General features: G+C 71.9%; 14 protein-coding genes. 8 read left to right on the forward strand and 6 right to left on the reverse strand.

All coding sequences use genetic code 11. From position 1 onward, the window contains the following. The gene (locus PV721_RS13245; RefSeq protein ID WP_319723602.1) at positions 1-540 is read right to left on the reverse strand and encodes a WcaF family extracellular polysaccharide biosynthesis acetyltransferase; all 540 of its coding nucleotides are present in this window, start codon (positions 538-540) and stop codon (positions 1-3) included. A gap of 108 nt (positions 541-648) precedes the next feature. Between PV721_RS13245 and PV721_RS13250 the strand changes: the two genes are divergently transcribed. Then, positions 649-2,160, forward strand: coding sequence for a hypothetical protein (locus PV721_RS13250; protein WP_319723619.1), 1,512 nt, complete (start codon positions 649-651; stop codon positions 2,158-2,160). Between the two features lie 70 nt (positions 2,161-2,230). On the opposite strand, the gene PV721_RS13255 is transcribed toward PV721_RS13250, so the two are convergent. Genes PV721_RS13255 through PV721_RS13265 form a run of 3 tightly spaced genes read right to left on the reverse strand, consistent with a single transcriptional unit; the run spans position 2,231 to position 6,437 of the window. Then, the gene (locus tag PV721_RS13255) at positions 2,231-3,487 is read right to left on the reverse strand and encodes a hypothetical protein (RefSeq protein ID WP_319723603.1); all 1,257 of its coding nucleotides are present in this window, start codon (positions 3,485-3,487) and stop codon (positions 2,231-2,233) included. Continuing rightward, positions 3,484-5,229, reverse strand: a complete 1,746-nt coding sequence (locus PV721_RS13260) for a lipopolysaccharide biosynthesis protein (protein WP_319723605.1) — start codon at positions 5,227-5,229, stop codon at positions 3,484-3,486. Before PV721_RS13260 ends, PV721_RS13255 begins: the two co-directional genes overlap by 4 nt. Next, entirely contained in the window at positions 5,226-6,437 is a 1,212-nt protein-coding gene (locus tag PV721_RS13265) for a glycosyltransferase (RefSeq protein ID WP_319723621.1), read from the reverse strand. The genes PV721_RS13260 and PV721_RS13265 overlap by 4 nt, the downstream gene beginning before the upstream one ends. A gap of 165 nt (positions 6,438-6,602) precedes the next feature. Here PV721_RS13265 and PV721_RS13270 point away from each other — a divergent pair, with 165 nt between their 5' ends. Then, a complete protein-coding gene (locus PV721_RS13270; RefSeq protein WP_319723606.1) occupies positions 6,603-7,091 on the forward strand; it encodes an adenylyltransferase/cytidyltransferase family protein in 489 nt (162 codons plus the stop codon). Here the strand turns inward: PV721_RS13270 and PV721_RS13275 are convergent. Together PV721_RS13275 and glgX are read right to left on the reverse strand one after the other, a co-directional pair. Beyond that, positions 7,072-7,794 carry a CDP-alcohol phosphatidyltransferase family protein gene (locus PV721_RS13275; RefSeq protein ID WP_319723607.1) on the reverse strand — a complete coding sequence of 241 codons (723 nt, stop codon included), beginning with the start codon at positions 7,792-7,794 and terminating at the stop codon, positions 7,072-7,074. The genes PV721_RS13270 and PV721_RS13275 overlap by 20 nt on opposite strands. A 134-nt stretch (positions 7,795-7,928) precedes the next feature. Next, a complete protein-coding gene (glgX, locus tag PV721_RS13280; RefSeq protein ID WP_416371089.1) occupies positions 7,929-10,301 on the reverse strand; it encodes a glycogen debranching protein GlgX in 2,373 nt (790 codons plus the stop codon). 182 nt (positions 10,302-10,483) lie between these two features. Between glgX and PV721_RS13285 the strand changes: the two genes are divergently transcribed. The 6 genes from PV721_RS13285 to PV721_RS13310 all read left to right on the forward strand — a co-directional run bounded on the left by PV721_RS13285 (position 10,484) and on the right by PV721_RS13310 (position 16,566). Continuing rightward, positions 10,484-11,704, forward strand: a complete 1,221-nt coding sequence (locus tag PV721_RS13285; protein ID WP_319723625.1) for a L,D-transpeptidase — start codon at positions 10,484-10,486, stop codon at positions 11,702-11,704. A gap of 230 nt (positions 11,705-11,934) precedes the next feature. Then, a complete protein-coding gene (locus tag PV721_RS13290) occupies positions 11,935-12,738 on the forward strand; it encodes an MSCRAMM family protein (RefSeq protein WP_319723609.1) in 804 nt (267 codons plus the stop codon). 150 nt (positions 12,739-12,888) lie between these two features. Then, positions 12,889-13,596, forward strand: coding sequence for a L,D-transpeptidase family protein (locus PV721_RS13295; protein WP_319723611.1), 708 nt, complete (start codon positions 12,889-12,891; stop codon positions 13,594-13,596). Between the two features lie 123 nt (positions 13,597-13,719). After that, positions 13,720-14,958 (forward strand): L,D-transpeptidase, encoded by a 1,239-nt coding sequence (locus PV721_RS13300; RefSeq protein WP_416371090.1) that lies wholly within the window; start codon positions 13,720-13,722, stop codon positions 14,956-14,958. A gap of 86 nt (positions 14,959-15,044) precedes the next feature. Then, positions 15,045-15,812 (forward strand): enoyl-CoA hydratase/isomerase family protein, encoded by a 768-nt coding sequence (locus PV721_RS13305; RefSeq protein ID WP_319723613.1) that lies wholly within the window; start codon positions 15,045-15,047, stop codon positions 15,810-15,812. A 241-nt stretch (positions 15,813-16,053) separates the two neighbouring features. After that, positions 16,054-16,566 (forward strand): ATP-binding protein, encoded by a 513-nt coding sequence (locus PV721_RS13310; RefSeq protein WP_319723615.1) that lies wholly within the window; start codon positions 16,054-16,056, stop codon positions 16,564-16,566. Positions 16,567-17,047: the final 481 nt, after the last annotated feature.

The raw sequence follows: 17,047 nt of genomic DNA on the forward strand, positions 1-17,047 counted from the left end.
TCACTTGGGCTCCTCCACCGGGCGGCGCTGCCCGTCCTGGGTCTGCAGGGTCAGCTCCGGCAGGTCCTTGTGCACGACCGAGCCCGCGCCGGCGACCGCGCAGCGGCCCACCGTGACCCCGGCCAGCACGGTCGCCCGTACCGCCACCCACGCGCCGTCCTCGATGGTGACGGGCGCGTTGCGGTAGCGGAAGTCGGCGGCCCGGTGGTCGTGCGAGCCGGTGCACAGCATGGCCTCCTGCGAGAGGCACACGTGCGAACCGATCGTCACCGGCTCGAGGTTCAGCAGCCAGGCGCCCTCACCGATCCAGGTGTGGTCCCCGACGGTGAGCTTCCACGGCCACAGCACGCGTACCCGGTGGCGGATCAGCACGCCTTCGCCGATCTTCGCGCCGAAGGCCCTCAGCAGCGCCACCCGCAGCCGCGCCGGACAGAACCAGCTCATGAACAGCGTGTTCATCACGGCGAACCAGAGCGCCTGCGTCAGCAGCCCGCGCCCCTTGTCGTATCCGGCCAGCGTGAAGGCAGGAAGATCACGCAAAAGAAGCCCCCATCGTGCTCTCGGCCGCGGCCTCCCCGGGCGCGGCCCGCTCAGACTAGACTGCGCGCGGACCAGGCACATCGGGTGGGGGCGGCAGTGACGACGGACATGCACAAGCCCTCCGCAGCGCCCGCGAAGCCGGCCGGCCCGTCCCCCTTCGAGGACGAGAGCCTGTGGGGCCGGGCCACCCTCCCCCGCACGCTGCTCTCGCGCGCGCTGTCCGTTCCGCTCGCGCTCGGATTCACCGTCTTCCTACCGTTGTTCGTCGCCGTCCAGACGGGCGCAGGCGCCCGTGACGCGGCCTTCTGGCTCCAGTTGCTGCTCACCATGTACGCGGGCGCCCGGCTCTCCGCGATGGTGCTCACCAGCCGCCGCAAGCTCCTCCAGGGATCCTTCTGGCTCTTCGTCTACATGGCCATGGGCGTGGCCCCGCTCGCGCAGGCCGTCCTCGGCCAGGTCCCGACGCCGGTCGTCGGCCCGCGCTCCGACCTGACCGCCGCCATCGGGCTCGTGCTGCTCGGGTGCACGGCCTTCGACGTCGGCGTGCTGCTGGCCCGTCACCGGCCGGCCGGGCGCGCGGGCGGCTCACAGAAGGAGTCGCGCCCGGTCATGACCCACCGGCGGCGCCTCCAGCTGCTGACGATCCTGTCCTTCGGGTGCAGCGCGGTCTTCATCATGAAGCTCGGCGGTCCGGCGGTCTTCTTCTCCAGCCGCCAGGAGATCATCGCCGGCATCCAGGAGGCGGGCGTCTCCAACGGCGACGGACAGGCCGGGCAGGCCCTGCTGCGCGGCTTCGGCACCGTACCGGCCCTGCTCGCGCTGCTCCTCTACACGCGCTGGCTGATCACCTCGAAGTTCGCCCGCCGCAAGGTGTCGATCATCGTCACGTGGGCGGCGCTCGCCGTCCTCAACCTGATCGTCAACAACCCGATCTCGAACCCGCGGTACTGGTTCCTGACGGTCATGTTCGCGCTGCTCTTCACCGTCTTCCCGGTGAGCGCGGCGATGTACCGGGTGGCGTTGTCGATGGCGGTGGTCGTCGCGCTCCTGATCTTCCCCTTCGCCGACCGCTTCCGGTACGACGAGAAGAACTACCGTCCGGTCGAGACCACCTCGTTCCTGGAGCCGATGGCGCTCAAGGACTACGACCAGATCGGCATGTTCGCGAACACCATCACCTTCTCGGAGTCGGGCCCCGGGCACTTCTACGGGCGCCAGCTCGCCGGGTCGATCTTCTTCGCGGTGCCGCGTTCGGTCTGGGAGGGCAAGCCGCGGGACACGGGCGTGATGGTCGGCCAGTGGATGGGCACGGTCAACACCAACCTCTCCTCCCCGATCTGGGCGGAGCTGTGGCTCGACTTCGGGCCGCTGGGGATGGGCGCGGGGCTGCTGGGCATGGGGTACGCCTCGGCCCGCGTCGACCGGCGCTACGCGAAGCGGGCCACGCGGCGGTCACCGCCGGGCAGTTTGATCTCGGTGGTCGTCCCGCTCGTCGCGGGCTACTCCTTCATCCTGCTGCGCGGACCGCTGCTCCAGGCGTCCGGCCGCGTGGCGATCGCCGCCCTCTGCCTCGCGCTGGTCGCGACGTACCGCACGGACAAGTCCACCACCCTGCGCTGACGCGCCGCCACCGCCGGGGCTCCGCCCCCTCAGGGGGCCGGGCAGAGCCCGGGAAACGGCGGGCAGCGGGTCAGGCGACGGGGGTCGGCTCGGGTGCGCGGTCCTGCGCGGCAGGGACTCGCAGGCGGGTGACGCGCCACCAGGCGGCCAGGGCCTTGAGGGCCGAGCCGGCCGCCAGGCCCCACGCGGCGCCCGCCACACCCCCCACCGCGTAGCCGCCCAGCAGCAGCCCCACGGACAGCAGCGAGAAGACCACCTGCAAGGACAGCGTGGCCTTCGGCGCCAGCACCCGCAGGGTCAGCAGGGCACAGGTGCCGAGCCCCATCACGGCGTACTGGGCCCCCGTCGCCGGCAGCAGCCCGGCGGTCGCCTCCCAGGTGCCGCCGAGCAGCTGACGGCCCACCCGGTCGGGCAGCGCGTACAGCACGGCCCCCCAGCCCGCGCCGACCACGGCCAGTACCAGGCCCAGCAGCGCGGTCGCCCGCACCGTGGCCCGCTGGCCGCCGAGCCGCCCGAGCACCGGGGGCCCGAAGGCGTTCGCGGAGTTGAACAGCACGTTCAGCGGCCCGAAGAGGGTGGTCGCGCCCCGCAGTGCGCCGACGGCCAGCGGGGTCGCGAAGACGCCGAGGCCCAGTACGGCGAGCTGGCTGGAGCCGTTGCCCACCGCGAACTCGACCACGAACCGCTGCCCGAGGTGACCCCGCCGCAGATAGGGCCGCAGGTCCGCCCGGGCGCCGCGGACGTACGGCCGCAGCAGCCAGAGCCCCAGCGCCAGCGCGGGTACCGCGGAGAGGCCCCAGGCCAGTACCAGGCGGCCCGCCGGGGCCCCTTCGGGCTGCACGGCGAGCGCCGCGACCACGCACACCAGACGCAGCGCGTCCGCGGCCAGCGCCCGTTCGGGGGCGCGCAGCGCCGAGAAGCAGTACCGCAGCCCGTCCTGGAGGAGCACCAGCGGCAGTACGAGGCCCAGGGCGAGGAAGGCCCGCCCGGGCGTGCCGGGGAGCGCGAGGCCCACCAGCACGAGCAGCGCGCCCACGGCGGCCGACGCGGCCCCGGTGAAGCCGACGGCGGAGCGGCACAGCGCGCCGAGCCTCCCCCGGGCTTCGTCCGGGGGGAGCCCCTGGCCCTTCTCCAGGACGAGGCTCTGGCCGACGTAGGCCATGTTGAGTCCGAGGAGCACGCTGAAGGTCACGTACACCATCGAGAAGTCGGCGAACCCGGCTGCCGAGGACAGCCGGGCGGCCAGCACCAGCACCAGGATGTTCGTGGCGCTGGAGGCGGCCTGGTCGAGGACCGACGCGACGGCGGCGAGGCCGCGTCGGCTCATCTGCGGCCCATGCGCACGGTGCGCAGCGCGACGGTGTCGGTGCCGTCACCGGGGATGTGCTGCTCGGGCTCGGCCACTTCGTAGGGGATCGGCTGCGGCGGCTGCGGCCCGCTCGCCGGGGAGCCGGCGGCGGGGGCGGGAGCGGTGACCTTGTCCTTGCCGCGGCCGCGCTTCTCGCCGGGCAGCGGGGCGTGCAGCACCGCGCCGAGCACCGTGCCGCCGGCGCCGCTGATGAGCTCGCGGATCCGGGACAGGTCGGAGCGGTGGACGCCGCGCGGGTTGCAGACGACCAGGACGCCGTCGACGCGGTCGACGAGGGCGAGGGCGTCGGCGTACGAGAGCACGGGCGGCGCGAGCACGACGACGGTCGCGTTGGGGGAGTCGGCCTCGGAGATGAGCTGGGTGGCGCGGGGGGAGGTCAGCGCGCGCGGCACGTTGCGCGCCCGCTCGCCGGGGATCAGGTCGAAGGAGCCGGACTCGCCGGCGTCCACGACCAGCTGGCGGCCGTCGGGCCACTCGGAGTCGGAGTGCCGTCCGCCGCCCTTCTGACCGCCCGGGGTCTGGCTCCAGCGCGGCCGACTGCCGGCGTCCGTCGGCAACTGGCTGGCCAGGACCGGGGTGCGCAGGTCGGCTTCGATGAGCAGGACGTCCTTGCCGGTCTCGGCGAAGGAGGCGGCGAGGTTCACGGCCACCGCGGCGGCGGTCTCGCTGCTGCCGCGCGGGGCGACGACGAGCAGCCGGCGCCGGTCGGCGAAGCGGGAGTCGTAGGCGAGCCGGAAGGCCACCGAGCGGTACTCCTCGGCGAGTCGGGGATCCGCCTCGCCGGCGGCGAGCAGCGGCCCGCCGCCCGTCCGGTCCCGGGGCAGGTAGCCGAGCACGGGTGCGCGCAGGGCCCGTGCCACGTCGCCCTCGGAGCGGGGCGCGGGGTCGAAGACGAGCCGGACCCAGGCGGCGAGCAGGCCGAGGGCGAGGCCCACGGCCGCGCCGAGCGCGAGGGACATCAGGATGCCGGGGCCGTCGGCTCCGGGAGGCGCGGTCGCGGCGCTGGTGACGCGGCCCGGGGTCATGTCGAGCGCTTCGAGCTTGGTGATCTTGGTGTTGTACCCGCCGACCTCGCTCTGCAGGTCGGTCTTGGCGGAGCTGGCCGCGTCGCGCCCGGCGCCCGCGGGCATCCGGGCGATCTCCTTGGAGAGCTCGTCGAGCTGCTTGGCGATCGGGTCGCGCTGCTCCTTGTAGCCCTTGACCATCTTGTCGCGGGTGGCGTCGAGGGACTCCTGCCGCTTGAGCAGGTACGCCTCGGTCATCGCGTTGGCGCGCTTGGCGGCCTCCTTGGGGGAGGACGCCGTGTAGGTGAAGCGCAGCACCATGGTCTGCGGCGGGTTGGTGACCTGCAGACCGCTGCGCAGGGCGGCGAAGCCGGACGCGGTCACGCCGAGCTTCTTCGCCGCCTCGTTGGCTATGGAGGAGCTGAGCGCGACCTGGCGCTCCGAGCCGATGTTGATCGCCTTGTCGGGGGCGAGGCTCGGGTTGAACGGGTCGTCGGTGGGCGCGCGCAGCACGACGTCGGCGGTCGCGACGTAGGTGTCGGCCGTGGAGATGCCGAGGTAGACGCCGCCCAGCAGGCCGATCCCGATGCCCGCGCCGATGAGCCTGCGGTAGCGCAGGAGCTGCCGGAACTGGTCTCTGAGGAGATCCGGTTCGTCGTCGGCCGGTGCCGCTGCAGGGCGGTTCGTCTCGATCACGGCCGGGGTCCCCCAAGTGCTTCGTCTATCAGTGCGTCGATGCGGGCCAGGCCCGCTTCACGGCTCAGATGGGCCGCCACGTGGCGGGGTCCGGCCGCTCCCAGTGCGTCCGCGCCTTCGGGGTCCTCGGCCAGGGCCCGTACGGCCTTCAGCAGGGCCTCGGGGTCCTCCGGCGGTACGAGCACCCCTGCGCCCGAGCGTTCCACCTCCTGGGCGGTGCCGCCCTCCGCCGCCACGGAGGCGACGACGGGACGGCCGGTCCGGAAGTAGGAGGTGAGTTTCGACGGCACGCTCATGTCCAGCACGGCAGCGTGCTGCGTGACCGCGAGTACGTCCGCCGCGGCGAGGATATCCGGGAACTCGCCGTCCGCGGCAGGGGGGATGATGTCCAGATTCGGCACATCGGCCGAGAGGTCGGCGAGCGCCGCGCGCTGACTGCCGTCCCCCATGAGGACGAAGCGGACATTCGGATCCAGGCGGGCGGCGCCCACGAGGACCTCCAGCCCCTGCTTGAGCCCCATGTTCCCGGAGTGCAGGACGACGGTCTCGCCGGGGCCCCATCCGAGGTGGCGGCGGGTCTCGCCGCGCGGCTTGGTGGGCGCCGCCACGTGCGACCAGTTGGGGACGAGGCGGATCCTGCCCGGGTCCACGCCCATGCCGACGACCCGGTCCACGAAGGTCTCGTGGATGACGCCGACGAGGGTGGCCCGCTTGAGGGCGTAGGCCTCGGCGCGGCCGGCGATCGCCGCCGCCTTGTCGCCGCCGCTGATCCCGCTCTGCGCCGCGGCGGCGCCCATCAGGTCCTGGACGACCGGGATGTACGGGACCTTCCAGCGCGCCGCGAGCCGGGCGGCGAGCACCCCGCCGGCCAGGCTGGGCATCTGGGCGAGGACCGCGTCCGGCTTGGGCATCCGGGGCGGTGCCACGGCGCCGTGCAGCAGAATCGATCCTTCAAACAGGGCCCGCTTCACGGCGGTCTGACGCGGCGGTACGGTGTGCGCGCGCCGGTGCACGGTGACGCCCGCGCGCTGTTCCGTGCGCTGGAGCGCCCCCTTGTACTCCGGCTCGACCGACCACGCCGGGTAGTGCGGCATGCCGGCGAGGACGTGGGTCTCGTGGCCGAGATCCGCCCAGTGCTCCGCGATCTGGGTGGCATACGGGCCGATCCCCGCGTGCTCCGGAGCGTAATTGGTGGAAACCAGCAGCATGCGCCGCTGACCGGATCTGGACACCGTGCGTCCCCTCTTCCCCTGGATGATGCGCACGTCACCCTATTCGTTCACCCGCGTGCTGCGGAACGTGCACGCTATTGTCTGCTAATCAGCTGCACCGGGGGGTGCGGCCGCTGGGGATAACAGATGACGGAGCATGACATGTCCGACTTTGGCGCGCCGGAGCGCAGACCGTACCGAGTCGGCTATGCGCCGGGGGCCTACGACCTGTTCCACATCGGGCATCTGAACATCCTTCGGCACGCCCGCAGTCAGTGCGACTACCTCGTCGCCGGCGTGGTCTCCGACGAGATGGCCGAACTGGCCAAGGGACGCCGCCCGATGATCCCGCTCGTCGAGCGGCTGGAGATCGTCCGCAGCGTGAAGTACGTCGACGCCGCCTTCGTCGAGACCGTCCCCGACAAGGTGGAGACCTGGAAGCAGGTCCGCTTCGACGTCATCTTCAAGGGCGACGACTGGCGCGGCACGCCCAAGGGCGACCGGCTGGAGAAGGACTTCGCCGCCCACGGCGTCGACGTCGTCTACTTCCCCTACACCGTGCACACTTCCAGCACCCAGCTGCGCCGGGCGCTGGACGTGCTCGCGGAACCCCCCGCCCTCCCCGGTCAGGTCACCGGGGAACGGCGCTGAGCTCCCGGAACCACTTCGCGAGGAACGCCAGCAGGAACAGTCCGGCGACCACGCCCAGTCCCGCGTACGTCCAGACGAACAGCTTCCCGCCGCCGAGCAGCAGGAAGACCAGGCAGAAGACTCCGTAGTCCACGGGCAGCAGGGCCACCGCGCGCAGGGTCGACGGGGCGGCGGCGGGGCTGCCCGGGGCGGGTTTCGGCTTGAGCTTCTCGGTCAGCAGCCCGCCGAAGAAGGTGACGACCGAGGCGAACTGGAAGCCCAGCGGCACCAGCAGCCAGACGTCGGCCGTCGTCCTGTACTCCTCAGGGAAACGGTAGAAGGCGATCAGCACGCACGAGTGCAGCGCCGTGAGCTTGGCCGCGTCCACGACGTGGTCCAGCCACTCGCCGGCCGCGCTCCCGCCCCCGCGCAGCCGGGCCAGCTGCCCGTCCGCGGAGTCGAAGGCGAACCCGACGGCGAGCGCCGCCCACACCGCGATCCCCAGCCCCCACGAGGGTGCGCACAGGGCCACCGCGGCCGCGGCGGCGAAGCTGAAGGCGGCGCTGATGAGGGTCACCTGGTTCGGGGTGAGCCCGAGCGCGTACGAACCGGCGGCCAGGTACCGCCCGACGGGCCGGTTGACGAACCGCGAATACAGCGACACCCCCTTCGCCGACTTCTGCGCCCCGCGCAGTTCCTGCAGCGCGGTGTTGACTCTGCCCATGCAGGGACCCCCTCAGAACGATGTCGAACACATCATCGCAGGGCGAACGAGGGTGTCGTTCCGGATGTCCGCGGACGCCCGGAGGCGCCGCCGTCGGGTCCGCGGCGGCGCGCACGGGGCGGGCCGCCGCCTCCTCACACGGACGTCCCCCGCGACGGGGACCCGCAGACCCGCAGCAGCAGGACCGAGCGCGCCGGGACCGTCAGCGTCTCCCCGCCGCGGTGCCGGGTGCCGGGCACCGCGGACTGGCTCTCCAGGGAGGTGTCCAGGACGAGCTCGTACGCCTCCGCCCACGGCGCCCCCGGCAGGACCCACGCCAGCGGCCGGTCCCCGGTGTGCAGCAGCGCGAGGAAGCTGTCGTCCGTCACCTGCCGGCCCCGCTCGTCACGGCCCGGAATGTCCCGCCCCGACAGGAACATCCCCAGCGCGGCGGCCGGCGCGTACCAGTCCCGCTCCGTCATCTCCGCGCCCGCCGGCGTGAACCAGGCCAGGTCCCGCAGCCCGTCCGCCCCCTGCGGCCGCCCCGAGAAGAACGCCCGCCGCCGCAGCACCGGATGGGCCTGCCGCAGCGAGATCAGCCGCTCCGTCAGCGCGAACAGCTCCCGCCACGCCGGGTCCTCCAGCAGCGACCAGTCCACCCACCCCGTCTCGTTGTCCTGGCAGTAGGCGTTGTTGTTCCCGCCCTGCGTGCGCCCGAACTCGTCGCCCGCCACCAGCATCGGCACCCCCGTCGACAACAGCAGGGTGGTCAGGAGGTTCCGCAGCTGGCGACGGCGCAGCGCCCCGATCCGGGCGTCGTCGCTCTCGCCCTCGGCCCCGCAGTTCCACGAGCGGTTGTCGTTGGTCCCGTCCCGGTTCGCCTCCCCGTTCTCCTCGTTGTGCTTGCGCTCGTAGGACACCAGGTCGCGCAGGGTGAAACCGTCGTGCGCGGTCACGAAGTTCACCGAGGCGTACGGGCGCCGCCCGCCCCACGCGTACAGGTCGCTCGACCCCGACAGCCGGTACCCGAGATCCCGTACGTCGGGCAGCGCGCCCCGCCAGAAGTCCCGTACGGCATCCCGGTAGCGGTCGTTCCACTCCGTCCACAGCGGGGGGAACGCGCCCACCTGGTAGCCGCCCGAGCCCACGTCCCACGGTTCGGCGATCAGCTTCACCCGCCGCAGCACCGGGTCCTGGGCGATCACCGCCAGGAACGGGGACAGCATGTCCACGTCGTGCATCGAGCGGGCCAGCGCCGCCGCCAGGTCGAAGCGGAATCCGTCCACCCCCATCTCCGTGACCCAGTACCGCAGCGAGTCCGTGATCAGGCGGAGCACGTGCGGGCGCCCGGCGTGCAGGGTGTTCCCGCAGCCCGTGTAGTCGGCGTAGCGGCGCTGGTCGGACTGGAGCCGGTAGTAGCCCCGGTTGTCGATCCCCCGCAGCGACAGGGTCGGACCCAGCTCGCCCGCCTCCGCCGTGTGGTTGTAGACCACGTCGAGGATCACCTCGATGCCCGCCGCGTGCAGGGCCCGGACCATCCGCTTGAACTCCCCGACCTGCTGGCCGGTCGTCCCGCTCGACGAGTACCCCGCGTGCGGGGCGAAGTAGCCGATCGAGTTGTAGCCCCAGTGGTTGCGCAGCCCCCGGCGCAGCAGGTGGTCCTCGTGCGCGAACTGGTGCACCGGCAGCAGCTCGACCGCCGTGACGCCCAGCTTCGTCAGGTGCTCGACCGCCGCCGGATGGGCGAGTCCCGCGTACGTGCCGCGCAGTTCCTCCGGAACACCCGGATGGCGCATCGTGAAGCCGCGCACGTGCAGCTCGTAGATCACCGAATCGGCCCACGGGGTCTTCGGCCGGACGTCGTCCGCCCAGTCGTCGTCATCGTGGACGACCACGCCCTTCGGGACGAACGGCGCCGAGTCCCGGTCGTCGCGCACGGTGTCCGCGATGTACTGCTGCGGCCAGTCCCGGACGTGCCCGTACACCTCGGGCGGCAGGGTGAAGTCCCCGTCGACGGCCCGGGCGTACGGGTCCAGGAGCAGCTTCGCCGGATTGAACCGGGCGCCCGTCCAGGGGTCCCAGCGCCCGTGCACCCGGAACCCGTACCGCTGTCCGGGGCGCACGCCCGGGACGAAGCCGTGCCAGATCTCGTGCGTGAGCTCGGTGAGCGAGCACCGGGTCTCCGCGCCTTCGGAGTCGAACAGGCACAGCTCCACCGCCTCCGCGCCCTGCGCCCACAGGGCGAAGTTGGTGCCCGCGGTCCCGTCCGGACCGTGGTGGAACCGGGCGCCCAGGGGATGCGAGGACCCCGGCCACACCGGTGGTCCCGGGCGCGTGGGGGTCCGTAACACCTGCCCCCTGATCTGGCCGTTCGGATGACCGCCCGGACGGCCGTTCGGCTGACCGCCGTTCGGCCGTCCGTCCGGATGGCCGTCGACCTGCGGTACGGGCGCGGCCTGGCCGCCCCGCACCGCATCGACGGCGTTGCCGACGGCTTCCACCGCCTCTTGCTCGGCTGCGCTCGACACTGCCCGCCTCCACGGCTCCTGGGTACCTGCGGGGGGAGGGGGAGTGCGGCCCCGGCGTCCCGGCCTGGGCCCGCCCCCGTCTGGTCCTTCACACTGTTCTGCCCGGACTGTTCTGCCCGGAACGTGCCACGCGCTCACGTTTCCCCCGGAGGGGCCCGGTCGTTGGAGGGATCGTGACACTTCTGACGAGGCGGGCAGGGGCGGGCTTGGCCGCCGTGGCGGCATGGGCGGGCCTGCTGGGCGGGCTGGCCGGATGCACCCAGGACGGCAAGTCGCCGGTCGAGATCCAGCTGCCCGGCAAACCCCGCTCGCCGGACGAGGCCATCCGCATCACCCCCGACGACAACGCCAAGGGGGTCCAGGCCGACGCGCGGCTGACGGTGACCGTGCCGGAGGGCCGGCTGGAGCGGGTCGTCGTCACCAAGGTGGAGGACGCGCAGGAGGAGGAGGTCCCCGGCGCCATCGCCGCCGACGGGCTCAGCTGGAGCCCCGACCTGGACTCCGGCCGGCTCGCGCTCGCGGCCAAGTACACCGTGGACGCCGTCGCCCTCGACGGGCACAACCGCCGCCAGGCCCGGCACACCACCTTCACCACCTACGTTCCCGAGGAGCGGTTCATCGGCTACTTCAAGCCTGAGAACCGCTCCACCGTCGGCACCGGCATGATCGTCTCCTTCAAGTTCAACCGCTCGATCGAACGCCGGGCCGAAGTGGAACGGGCCATCACCGTCACCTCCGACCCGGCCGTGCAGGTCGTCGGCCACTGGTTCGGCAGGGACCGGCTCGACTTCCGGCCCAAGGAGTACTGGAAGGCCGGAACCAAGGTCACCGTGAAGATGGACCTGCGCGACGTCGAGGGCGCGCCCGGCTCGTACGGCATCCAGTCCAAGACCGTCACTTTCACCGTCGGCCGCTCCCAGATCTCCCGGGTGGACGCGGCCGCGCACACCATGGAGGTCCGCCGGGACGGGGAGCTGCTGTCGACCGTGCCCATCAGCGCCGGGGCACCCAAGACCACGACGTACAACGGAAAGATGGTGGTGATGGAGCTCTTCGACGTCACCCGCATGAACGGCCAGACCGTGGGCTTCGGCGGCGAGTACGACATCCCCGACGTCCCGCACGCCATGCGGCTCACCTCCTCCGGGACCTTCCTGCACGGGAACTACTGGTCCAGCCCCGACACCTTCGGCAGCACCAACGTCAGCCACGGCTGCGTGGGCCTGCGCGACGACAAGGGCGGCGGCTCCGACACCCCGGCCGGCTGGTTCTTCGACCGCACCCTGATCGGGGACGTGGTGGAGGTCGTCAACTCGCAGGACAAGACGGTCGCCGCCGACAACGGGCTGGGCGGCTGGAACATGTCCTGGGCCGACTGGGTGGCCGGTTCCGCCATCGTCTGAACGCCCCACGGAGCCCCCGCACGAGTGACTTGTGTGATCGGAATGCCGTAGCGCAGGGTGTCCGCGCCCCGATCCTCCGACCCCTGCCCCCAGCCTGTCAGGGCGCACCAGGGAGCGGAGAAGGGACGGAGGGTCATGTCGGCAAGGCCCCGGCCCCCTGACCGCTGGACCGGCTGCCCCGGCTCCGGTGCGAGCACCCACGGGCGGCCCCGTACGACGGACGGAGTGGCATGACAGCCTGGACGACGAGCGTGTGGCCGATCGGTCTCGCCGCCGCGGTGGTGATCGTCGCGGCGGCGCCGGCCGGTGCCGCCCCGCCGGCGGCGGCCGGCGGCACCGCCCGGGTGGTGCTGCGCAGCACGGACCTGGACACCGGAGCGCCCCTGTCCGGGGCCGGGTTCGAGCTGTGGCGCGAGACCAACGACCTGGAGGGGCCACAGCGCACCGGTCGGGCGGACGAACAGCACGACGGCGTCTGCGTGACCGACGCGAAGGGCACCTGCACCGTGGAGCTCGCGACCGGGGAGACGTACTACTGGGTGCAGACCGCGGTCCCCGCCGGCTACGAGCGGCCGGACGAACCGGTCACCGGCTTCAACCTGGGCGAGGCCGCCGCCCGGGACGGTCTCGTCCTCAACGTCGCGAACCGGCGGGAGGGCGCGGCGTACACCGGCGCCATCCGGGTCCGGAAGAAGGACGGGAAGACCGGTGCGCCGCTGCACGGCGCGGTGTTCGAGCTCTGGAAGGAGACCAACGGCACCTCCCGCCTCCAGACCAGGGGCATCGACGCCGACCAGCGGGCGAGGCCGGGCTGTGCCACCGACGCCGGCGGCACCTGCGACTTCGACGGGCTCGCCGACGGCCGGTACTTCCTGGTGGAGACGGACGTCCCCGAGGGCTACGTGCTGCCGGAGGACCCGGTGACCGGCCCCCTGCTGCTGGACGGGACGGTCGGCCGGCGGCTCGTGGTCACCTACCTCAACAAGCGCCACGAGCGGATCCCCACGGTGGACGAGGACGCGGACAAGGACTAGGAGGACGACGGGCGCCGGGCCTGGCACGCGGCACCGCTGCGCCGGTGCGGTGACCTCCTCACCCGGCCGGCGCACCAGCGCGGGCCGGACCCCCGCCCGTCGGGTTGGCTGGGCTGCGACCGCCGCGCTCGCAGACCCGAGGAGGCCCGGATGGCCGGACGTCAGGGGACAGGCCCGACAGCACGCGTGGCCGCAGCCGGAGGCCTGCTCGCACTGGCGTGCCTGCAGGCGCCCCAGGCGGCGGCCGCCCCGGCGGAACCGGAGAGCGCGTGCGTGGCGGGCACCGGCCCCTACCAACGGGAGCTGGAGCACCACCTGGGCCGGCCGGTCGACGGGGTGCAGTCCTCGGCGGACTGCCACGCCGTCCGCGCCTTCCAGCGTGCGAAGGGCGTCACTCCCGCCGACGGCTACCCGGGCCTGGCCACCTACCGCACGATGCTCGTCGTGACCGCCCGTCCCGACCCCAACGCCGCGGGCGACTGCCCCGTCCGCGAACACCGCGTCACCTGTGTGGACATGGACCGCCAGCTGCTGTGGGTGCAGAAGGGCGACAGCGTCGTCCTCCCGCCCGTGCCCATCCGCACCGGCCGCGACTACCAGGAGACCCGGGCCGGATGGCACGAGGTGTACTGGCGCAGCAAGGACCACGTCTCCACGCTGTACGACGTGCCCATGCCGTACGCCCAGTTCTTCGACGGGGGCCAGGCCCTGCACGGCACGCACGGATCCCTCTACGAAGGCGGTGGTTCCGCCGGCTGCGTCAACCTCACCGAACCGGACGCGAAGCGCCTGTGGGACCTGCTCGCCCAGGGCGACGCCGTCTACGTCTGGGGCGCCAAACCGGGTACCGAGGACTGACCCGCAAGCCGTCCCGGCCGATTCGCGGCAGTTGGGACGGAACGGTGACAAGACCGTGGCTCATCGTGATCTGCCCATGTGATTTCCTGTCGACAAGCGCGCGACTGTCCGCGCGCGGGGGACATGGGGAGAACAAGAGTGAACCTGCAGCCGATACGCGGCCGCGCCCGCACCGGCCTGCCGGCCCTTCTGCTGGGGGCGGCCCTGCTGTTCACCACCGCGTGCAGCGGTGGTGGCGGGAGTAACAGCAGCGGCAGCGGCGACAACGCCGGGGGCGGCGCGAAGAACGGGACCGAGGCCTCGAAGGCGGTCGTCAGCGTCAAGCCCGACGACGGGGCCAAGGAGGTCGCCACCAGCGGCGTCCTGAAGATTTCCAGCACCGGCGGCAAGCTCACCACGGTGACCGTCGCCGACACCAAGGGCAACGCGGTCGAGGGCAAGCTCGCCGACGACGGGGCGAGCTGGGAGCCGGCCCGTCACCTGGCCTCCGCCACCGAGTACAAGGTGCACGCGGTCGCCAAGGACGAGGCCGGCCGGGAGTCCGCCAAGGACACCACCTTCACCACCCTGACGCCGACCAACACCTTCGTGGGCCACTACACGCCCGAGGACGGCGCGACCGTCGGCGTGGGCATGCCGGTCTCGATCAACTTCACCCGTGGGATCACCAACCCCGAGGCCGTCGAGAAGGCCATCACCGTGACCGCCGAGCCGGCCGTGCCGGTCGAGGGCCACTGGTTCGGCAACGACCGCCTGGACTTCCGCCCCGAGAAGTACTGGGCCGCGGGCACCAAGGTCACCGTGAAGCTCGCCCTCGACGGAGTCGAAGGCCGCCCGGGCGTGTACGGCAAGCAGACCCGTACGGTCACCTTCACCATCGGCCGCTCCCAGGTCTCCACGGTGGACGCCAGCGAGAAGGAGATGCAGGTCGTCCGTGACGGCCAGGTCATCAAGACCCTCCCGATCACCGCGGGCGCCCCGTCGACGACCACCTACAACGGCCAGATGGTCATCAGCGAGAAGTACAAGGTCACCCGGATGAACGGCGCGACCGTGGGCTTCGGCGGCGAGTACGACATCTCCGACGTCCCGCACGCGATGCGCCTGTCGCAGTCGGGCACCTTCGTCCACGGAAACTACTGGGCCTCCGCCGGCACCTTCGGCTCGGCGAACGTCAGCCACGGCTGCGTCGGCCTCAAGGACGTCCGCGGCGCCGGCGACGACAACCAGCCCGCCGCCTGGTTCTTCAACGAGTCCCTGATCGGCGACGTGGTCGTCGTGAAGAACTCCAAGGACAAGCAGATCGCCCCGGACAACGGCCTCAACGGCTGGAACATGGACTGGGCGGAGTGGATCAAGTAAGCGGGTCCCGTACCCCGTGAAGTGGCCCGGTGCTGTGACCCACAGCACCGGGCCACTTCACGTTAACCGGCGCTAACCTGGCCCGTATGACCCTCTCTCTCGAAGTCTCCGAAGGCGTCGGCACCCTCCGCCTGGACCGGCCGCCCATGAACGCCCTGGACATCGCCACCCAGGACCGGCTGCGCGAGCTCGCGGTGGAGGCGACCGACCGGGCCGACGTCCGCGCGGTCGTCATCTACGGCGGCGAGAAGGTGTTCGCGGCGGGCGCGGACATCAAGGAGATGCAGACGATGGACCACGCGGCGATGGTCGCCCGGTCCCGCGGGCTCCAGGACGCGTTCACCGCCGTCGCCCGCATCCCCAAGCCGGTCGTCGCGGCGATCACCGGCTATGCGCTGGGCGGCGGTTGCGAGCTCGCGCTGTGTGCCGACTACCGGATCGCCGCGGACAACGCGAAGCTCGGCCAGCCCGAGATCCTGCTCGGCCTGATCCCGGGCGCGGGCGGCACCCAGCGGCTGTCCCGGCTGGTCGGCCCGTCCAAGGCCAAGGACCTGATCTTCACCGGACGCATGGTGAAGGCCGACGAGGCGCTCACCCTGGGCCTGGTCGACCGGGTCGTGCCCGCCGCCGAGGTGTACGAGCAGGCGCACGCCTGGGCCGCCAAGCTGGCGCAGGGTCCGGCGATGGCGCTGCGCGCCGCCAAGGAGTGCGTGGACGCCGGCCTGGAGGCTGACATCGACACCGGCCTCACCATCGAACGCAACTGGTTCGCGGGCCTGTTCGCCACCGAGGACCGCGAGCGCGGCATGCGCAGCTTCGTCGAAGAGGGCCCGGGCAAGGCGAAGTTCGTCTGAGCGCGACGCCGGTCCTCCCTGTGGGTGGATTAGCCAGGCCTTAAGGCAGCCTTAAGCAGAAACATTGATCCACTCACGGTGATCAATTCCCTGCGGTGTGTCACCGCAGGTCAAACTGGGTATTCAAGCCCCCTTGTTGCCTCCTGCATATGACAGGGCACCCCCTTGGATTCGTTGAAACCGGGGGGTGTTTTCCTCTGGAACGGCCCGGAGGGGGAGGTCGGCCGTCCATGATGGGTGCATGGCGGGCCTGGAGGGTGTGGAACAGCCGCGGCAGCGCGGCAGCGCTTCGGCGGTACGGCTCACGGCGGCTCTTGAGGACGAACAGGGCCTCAAAGCGCTGGAGTTGTACGGTAATCCGGCCGAGGCGGAAGTGACGCTGCCGTCCATGCCGGAGTCGGCGAGCACCGCGCGCCGGCTCACCCAGTGCGTGGTGATCCGCCTCTGGGGCCTCTCGCCGCAGATCGCCGAGCACGCCGTCCTGCTGGTCTCGGAGCTCGTCGGCAACGCGGTGCGGCACACCGGGGCCCGCTCCTTCGGTTTACGCATGCTGCGCCGCCGCGGCTGGATCCGGGTGGAGGTGCGCGATCCCTCGCGCGGGCTGCCCTGTCTGATGCCGGTCCACGAACTCGACACCACGGGCCGCGGCCTCTTCCTCGTCGACAAACTGTCCGACCGCTGGGGCGCCGACCTGCTGCCGCGCGGCAAGATCACCTGGTTCGAGATGCGGGTCGCCGACCGCCAGAACGCCTGAAGCCCCCGGGCGCCGCGGTGGGGCGGTGGGGGGCTTCATGGGTGCGCCGAGGATCGAAGGGGGTGTGATCCTCGGCGTGGTGACTTCGCTCGGGTCAATGGGGAAGTCGTGCTTCCGACTATGGCAGACGAGGGTCCAAACGCCAAAAGTCCCTAGTTGGACATAAGTGTGCAAATCGTAAGACTTTCTAGCTAAATCCTAGGTGAGGTGGGCCACTCACCTCGCAATCGATGAATAACTATCGGAACCTCTGAGTGAATCGTTGATCACGTAGAGGATCGACCACTCGTTCGGCCCCTTCTGGTGAACGTCTCGAATTGGGTCAATCATTACCTTCCGGGTCATCCGCCCCTTAAATGGGCAGGTGCTCTCACATCCAGGCCGCCGCGCGGCCCTGCGCGGGGCCCTGCGTGCGGCCGGTCTCGGTGCGGCCGCCGCGGCGGCCGCACCGAGACCGGCCGCACGCAGGGCCCCGCGCAGG

Origin of the sequence: Streptomyces sp. MB09-01 (genome assembly GCF_033794505.1) — a bacterium.
Taxonomy (GTDB): domain Bacteria; phylum Actinomycetota; class Actinomycetes; order Streptomycetales; family Streptomycetaceae; genus Streptomyces.

Excerpts from the sequence above, each read along its gene's own strand:
- PV721_RS13250 (WP_319723619.1), top strand. The coding sequence starts at position 649 with ATGCACAAGCCCTCCGCAGCGCCCGCGAAGCCGGCCGGCCCGTCCCCC.
- PV721_RS13255 (WP_319723603.1), bottom strand. The coding sequence starts at position 3,487 with ATGAGCCGACGCGGCCTCGCCGCCGTCGCGTCGGTCCTCGACCAGGCC.
- PV721_RS13265 (WP_319723621.1), bottom strand. The coding sequence starts at position 6,437 with ATGCTGCTGGTTTCCACCAATTACGCTCCGGAGCACGCGGGGATCGGC.
- PV721_RS13270 (WP_319723606.1), top strand. The coding sequence starts at position 6,603 with ATGTCCGACTTTGGCGCGCCGGAGCGCAGACCGTACCGAGTCGGCTAT.
- PV721_RS13275 (WP_319723607.1), bottom strand. The coding sequence starts at position 7,794 with ATGGGCAGAGTCAACACCGCGCTGCAGGAACTGCGCGGGGCGCAGAAG.
- PV721_RS13290 (WP_319723609.1), top strand. The coding sequence starts at position 11,935 with ATGACAGCCTGGACGACGAGCGTGTGGCCGATCGGTCTCGCCGCCGCG.
- PV721_RS13295 (WP_319723611.1), top strand. The coding sequence starts at position 12,889 with ATGGCCGGACGTCAGGGGACAGGCCCGACAGCACGCGTGGCCGCAGCC.
- PV721_RS13300 (WP_416371090.1), top strand. The coding sequence starts at position 13,720 with ATGGGGAGAACAAGAGTGAACCTGCAGCCGATACGCGGCCGCGCCCGC.
- PV721_RS13305 (WP_319723613.1), top strand. The coding sequence starts at position 15,045 with ATGACCCTCTCTCTCGAAGTCTCCGAAGGCGTCGGCACCCTCCGCCTG.
- PV721_RS13310 (WP_319723615.1), top strand. The coding sequence starts at position 16,054 with ATGGCGGGCCTGGAGGGTGTGGAACAGCCGCGGCAGCGCGGCAGCGCT.